At 63.8% G+C, this 5,527-nt stretch carries 4 protein-coding genes and 1 pseudogene; 2 read left to right on the forward strand and 3 right to left on the reverse strand.

The annotated features are described in order from the left end of the window. Positions 1 to 515 precede the first annotated feature (515 nt). Positions 516 to 1,076: a hypothetical protein gene (locus MJ785_RS19975; RefSeq protein ID WP_239313394.1), complete on the reverse strand. Its 561-nt coding sequence runs from the start codon at positions 1,074 to 1,076 to the stop codon at positions 516 to 518. An 865-nt stretch (positions 1,077 to 1,941) separates the two neighbouring features. Here MJ785_RS19975 and MJ785_RS19980 point away from each other — a divergent pair. Both MJ785_RS19980 and MJ785_RS19985 read left to right on the forward strand, forming a co-directional pair. Further along, positions 1,942 to 2,109, forward strand: a pseudogene (locus MJ785_RS19980) (transposase); the annotation flags it as partial. A gap of 513 nt (positions 2,110 to 2,622) precedes the next feature. After that, a complete protein-coding gene (locus tag MJ785_RS19985; RefSeq protein ID WP_239313392.1) occupies positions 2,623 to 3,942 on the forward strand; it encodes a cytochrome P450 in 1,320 nt (439 codons plus the stop codon). A gap of 392 nt (positions 3,943 to 4,334) precedes the next feature. On the opposite strand, the gene MJ785_RS19990 is transcribed toward MJ785_RS19985, so the two are convergent. After that, positions 4,335 to 4,730 (reverse strand): hypothetical protein, encoded by a 396-nt coding sequence (locus MJ785_RS19990; RefSeq protein WP_239313389.1) that lies wholly within the window; start codon positions 4,728 to 4,730, stop codon positions 4,335 to 4,337. Further along, on the reverse strand, positions 4,727 to 5,014 hold the full coding sequence (locus MJ785_RS19995; protein WP_239313386.1) for a hypothetical protein: 288 nt from the start codon (positions 5,012 to 5,014) through the stop codon (positions 4,727 to 4,729). The genes MJ785_RS19990 and MJ785_RS19995 overlap by 4 nt, the downstream gene beginning before the upstream one ends. Between the last annotated feature and the right edge of the window lie 513 nt (positions 5,015 to 5,527).

Raw genomic sequence — 5,527 nt, forward strand, 5'->3', positions numbered from 1 at the left:
CTTGATCAACGAATACGAACGAGCCGCAGCCTAAAACCCCAGGTCAGCACCAGTGGCCGAGTTCTGGTACCCCACAGGCTGAACCATTGCAAAAAAGGACAAGATGCTCTCTTAGGTCATACAGCTCCGGAAGATCGACATCGGTCATGAGCTGCGAATACTCCAACCAAGATCAAATTAGGGGCGAAACTCCCGCTAGCCAGTTTCTCCAGCCGCACGACGGTAGGAGGGTAGCGATAACCGTCCGTTTCCCCCTCGAACTGCCCCCGGCCACCGAGGGGTGGAGATCGCCCGCGCAGACCTGATGTTCTACGGCTTGGACCACAGCGGCCCGTCGCATGAGGCGCGGGTCTTTTTCAAGGACAAAACCCCGACCCGGTGGCACCGGAGCGGCTGCGGTACACGTGCCCCGGGCTGACGCACCCCACACCCGACGCGCACCTGCCCGGGGCGCCCGCTGCTGCGCCCGTCCGACCTTGTCGATCCTCGGACGGGCGCAGCGGGCTGGTCGGCGGTCAGGTGATAGTCCGGCTTACGCGGACGAGGAGGTGGTGGAACCCGGCGAACCCGCCGAACAGGCCGCTGGTCTCCAGGACCTGGATGTGGGTGAGCGCGTCGGCGTGCGGGGCGTCGACGGCCGGTAGGTTCGCGATGGCCTTCGCGAACGCGTCGTCGAAGCTGAGGGTGGGTGACATGCCCACGGCCTCATCCGCCGCCGGCGGGGCGGCCTTCTCCGCGCTGCCTCGCACGGCGGCCGCGTAGCCGGCGAGGTCCGTGCCACAGGGCTCGATGGGAATCTGGTCGGTGCCGTCGGCGTGATGGACGGTGATCTGCGGCTGGTCTTCGGGGTAGCGGACCGTTTCGAGGTGCCGATACGGGGTGACATGCTGGGGGAAGATGCCGGGCTTCGCGCAGCGTTGGAGATCAAATTGCTGTGGGAAGATCCGCAGCGGGCTTGGGGTGATGGTGATGGTGAAGCCGGGGGTGGGTATCTCACCCTCGGCGATGAGCAGCACGTGGACGCCTTCGCGGTAGGCACGGATACGGGTTCGGCTCGCAGGTTCGCAGCGGCTCATGGTTCCTTCCAGGGCGTGTCGTTCGTGCGGGGCAGGCGGTACGTCACTCCGGCTGACCCGGTGGTGTCGACCTTGTGATCCCCGCGGTGTCGGCTGGCGGGGCGCGTGGGCTCAGATGTGCCGGCGACCTGCGCACCGTCGCGGCTGGTGAGACGCGACCACGGCGAGAAGCACTCGTCACTGTCGTGGTTTCCCCCGGCTGACCTGGCCTTTCTTTCGTACCGGTATGACAGGGGCGGGGACGCCTGAGGAGTTCTCTGGTTATCTGCCAGCTAATTCCATACGTCGAGTGGCCATCGTGACGGTTCCGATTTTTATAGGCGTCGCCTGGTAGCGCAACGTCGGACACCCGACAGGCTGACAGTGAAACGACAGAAGGACGCATGAACCCAGACAGGCGGCCTGGTCGCCCGCCGCGCTACTCACGGACGACCAGGCCTGTTGGAACGGATTCCCGTGGAATCTGTCAGCAGGTTCCCAGCATGGTGTTGAGCGCCGCCTTCTCCGCACTGTCCACCGTCAGGTTGTAGTAGTACTTCACCTGAATCTAGGCCCGTGCGTAGGTGCGGCGGAAGCTGGTGAGGGAGGGGTAGCTGTTCAGCAGGGGTCACAGCTCAAACATCCAGGTCAGAGCGATGATCGTCAATGTCCGACATGTCGGAATTCATGCTATAGATAACTATTAATTTTCAAAATGATCATTGTTTCTGGCGTTCCGATCCAGATGACCATGCCGCTGAGCTGGGGGTTTGTCAGCGACCCCCCTGCTGAACAGCTACCCGACCGGATGTGCCAGACCGTGCCCGCTGGAGCGCAACCTGGCGGTCGCCATGGCTATCGATCAAGAAAGGTGCAAAAGTCGAGCTCGCCGTGGCAGCGAGGCTCCAACGAGAACACGAACGGGCTGCTCCGGCAGTATTTCCCGAAGGGTACCGACCTGTCCTTGCATTCGCATGCGGAGCTTGATAGTCTGGCTATACAGTTGAATGGGAGGCCACGGGAGACGTTGGAGATTTTCGGAACCCTCTATTGAAATAATTTTCCGATAAATCTCATTTTGCTAACTTTTGGTAGCTGTTCAGCAGGGGTCACAGCTCAAACATCCAGCTCAGAGCATTGATCGTCAATGTCCGGCTTGTCGGAATTCGCGCTATAGATGACCATTAGAATTCGTAATGAAATAACTTGTTCATTTTGAGCCTTCTGCAGGCCTACGACCTGCGAAGACGCTCCCGAGGATGCATTTGTTAATTCATTACAGATCCTTAGCTCTCAGGATGATCATTATTTCTGGCGTTCCGATCCAGATGATCATGTCGCCGAGCTGGGGGTTTGTTGGCGACCTCCTGCTAAAAATCCACAACTTTTTGGTCAAAAGCCGGAAAATGGGGTTTATCGGAATAATTGTTTCAATAGGGGTTTCCGAAAATCTCCGTTGAACTGGCAGACGCCCCTTGAAGTGTTTGGCGATCTGTTGACAGCGAATGTGTCGCCTTGACCGCTTGATTCCGCCGTCGCATTACGCGGCACTACGAGGAGTTCCCGTATGGACCGACAGGTACTCGTCCTGAATGCCGAAGGCAGAAACCGTCACGCCGAGGACACCGAGCTGCGCGCCCGCGGTCCCGCCACACTTGTAGACATCCTCGGCGTGCAGGCGTGGTCGGTCACCGACCCGGACCTGCTCAAACAGCTCCTCACCGACTCCCGCGTCTCCAAGGACGCCTACCAGCACTGGCCGAAGTTCCCCGACGAAATCATCGGCAAATGGCCCCTGGCCCTCTGGGTCGCCGTAAAGAATATGTTCACCGCCTATGGCGGCGACCACGAACGCCTGCGCCGCCTGGTCAGCCCGGCGTTCACCGCCCGCCGCGTCGCCACCATGGTCGGCCGCATCGAGCAAATCACCGCCGTCCTCCTCGACGACCTCGCCGCTACCCCGCCCGGCCAGACCGTCGACCTACGCGAACGCTTTGCCTTCCCTTTACCGATCCAAGTGATCAGCAAGATCATGGGCCTACCCGAGGACTCCCATTTCGACTTCCGCCGTACCGTCGACAAAGTGTTCGACACCACTCTCACCCCCGAAAAGGCCGCAGCCAACACCCAAGAGCTATATGCGATCCTCTCCGACCTGGTTGCCGCCAAGCGAGCCGAGCCCGGCGACGACATCACGTCAGCACTGATTGCCGTCCGGGACACCGAAGGCGACGGCTCCGGCCTTACCGAACAGGAACTCGTCGACACTCTACTACTCGTGATCGGCGCAGGCTACGAAACCACCGTCAGCCTCCTGGACCAGGCCATCGCGGCCCTCCTCGTCCACCCCCACCAGCTTGCCCACGTCCGCGCCGGCCGCGCCGGGTGGAAAGACGTCATCGAGGAAACGCTCCGGTACGAAGCCCCCCTCGCTCACCTACCGATGCGCTACGCGGTCGAGGACATCACCCTCCCCAGCGGCCTGACCATTCGCCGAGGCGAGGCGATCCTCGCCTCGTATGCCGCCGCCAGCCGTCACCCGAAGCTGCACGGCAACACCGCCGACCAATTCGATGTCACCCGGCCCACCAAAGAGCACCTGGCCTTCGGCCATGGAGTCCACTTCTGCCTCGGCGCACCCCTCGCCCGAGCCGAAGCAGCGATCGCGCTGCCCGCATTGTTCGACCGTTTCCCCGATCTCCGTCTCGCCATCCCCGTCGAAGACCTCGAACCTAACGTCGGCCTGATCTCGAACGGCCATCTGACGCTGCCCGTACACCTCCGACGCGTGACCAGCGACCCGCACGGCAAGATCCGCGTCGACGTAGACCGAGATCCCCCGGGGGACCTCGACGCCCATGTCCCTCCCGGTTTCCACAGTTCGTGAGCACACGATTTGGGCCTGGTTGGGTAGGGAGCTGGCGGTGACGGGGACTGGTTGGGTAGGGAGCTGGAAACGGAACGCTTACGCGTCACCGCGCCAGCTCCCTACCCAACCAGCCCCGATCGAGGCCAATCCTGCGTATGGCGTCGTCCCCGACGCGCCGAAAATGACGGTCCGAAAGCGCGCCCGGGAGGGTGCGTTGACTCGTGGTCAGCTGGCCATTGTCGATCCGTTCCGCCGTCTACTATGCTGGGGGCCAGGCGATCCCCGTCGACAGCTACTGACCGCCGTCCTGGTAGCCGTCGTTTCCGGACGGACAGGGGTATAGCCAAGGTAAGGGCAATACCCACCATTGATCTTGTAGGGGAACGCCTTCCCTGCTGCCGTGGTGGCTGTCAGAGGGGGATGGCCTCGACCGCAGTGTCGGCGTAGCGCGCCGGGTCGATGGTTACTATCGGTACCCGGATGGTGGCGGCGGTGCTGGCTGCGTGCAGCGCGGGCCAGCTGAGGCGGGGGTGTTCGGTGCGGAGCTGAGCGACCAGGGCGGTGCGGGACAGGCCGACGATCTCGATGGCGCCGATCGGGCCGCCGGTGACCAGCTCGGCGAGGTGGCCGGCGATGGCCGGCCGGCGGACGGCTGCGGAAGCCAGGCACAGGGCGGGTATAGCGATGGCGGGGCGGCGGTCGATCGCTGCGGCAAGCAGCCGGGACAGCTCTCGGCGGTGGTGTTCGGCGCCATCATCGGTGAGCCCTGCGATCAGGGCAAGATCGTCGAGGACGTAGCCGCTCACGCTACCGCGGCGGTGCGGTGCGCGGCGACGGCGGCCAACGCGACACGGGTGAGCACGTCGACCGGGTCGCGGTCGTCGTGGCGCAGCTCCGCGGCGGCCTTGGTGATCATGGTCGCGATGGGGACCGGCGCGGGGTAAGTGCCGAGGGTGTCGCGGACCCACGCCAGGGCCGCGACCTGGGCGTGCAGCACGGTCGCGGCCCGGTCGCCGGCTGGGTCGGTCGGCCCGGCCAGTTCCTCGATCACCGCGTGCAGGCGGGCGTGGTCGATAGTCACGGGGTCCACCGCAGGGCCTCCTTTCGTCCTTCAACGAATCTTGATGTCCCGTACTGGGGATGACCCTTGGAAATGTAGCGCGCAAGCCCCGCCGTTCCGGGCAGGGTTAGAGCATCGGGGCCGGCCGCCGCTGCCCTTCGGTATACTTGCGCAACAAACGCATCATCCCACCGCGTGCGGTGGCAATGGGCAGTGAAGCAGGAACCCACCGAGGTGCGGCATGAGCCGCACGGTAGGAATCCCCGACCTTCAGGGCGGGAGGATGTCAAGGTAGTCCGCTATCCCACCTGCCGTGCGGGGTACCAGGTGCCGCCCGCTACCCCGCGTCCGACTATGCCCGCCGGTACGGCGACGGTACCGGGCCTCCGGCCCGTTAGCGGTGGGGGCCGGGCGTGGCCGGCCACGTGGGGCGATGGAAAATCGTGGCTGGCCGTCCGGTCAACATCGGGCTGACTTGGTGCCGAAGGTGAGCTCGTCCGTTAGGGCCGCGCGGCGCCCGGTACGAAGGGACACCATTTCCCT

The sequence above is a fragment of the Protofrankia sp. CiT1 genome (assembly GCF_917627335.1).
Lineage (GTDB): Bacteria > Actinomycetota > Actinomycetes > Frankiales > Frankiaceae > Protofrankia.

What these genes read in the sequence shown, in the direction of transcription:
- MJ785_RS19975 (WP_239313394.1), bottom strand. Translation starts at nt 1,076, where the DNA reads ATGAGCCGCTGCGAACCTGCGAGCCGAACCCGTATCCGTGCCTACCGC.
- MJ785_RS19985 (WP_239313392.1), top strand. Translation starts at nt 2,623, where the DNA reads ATGGACCGACAGGTACTCGTCCTGAATGCCGAAGGCAGAAACCGTCAC.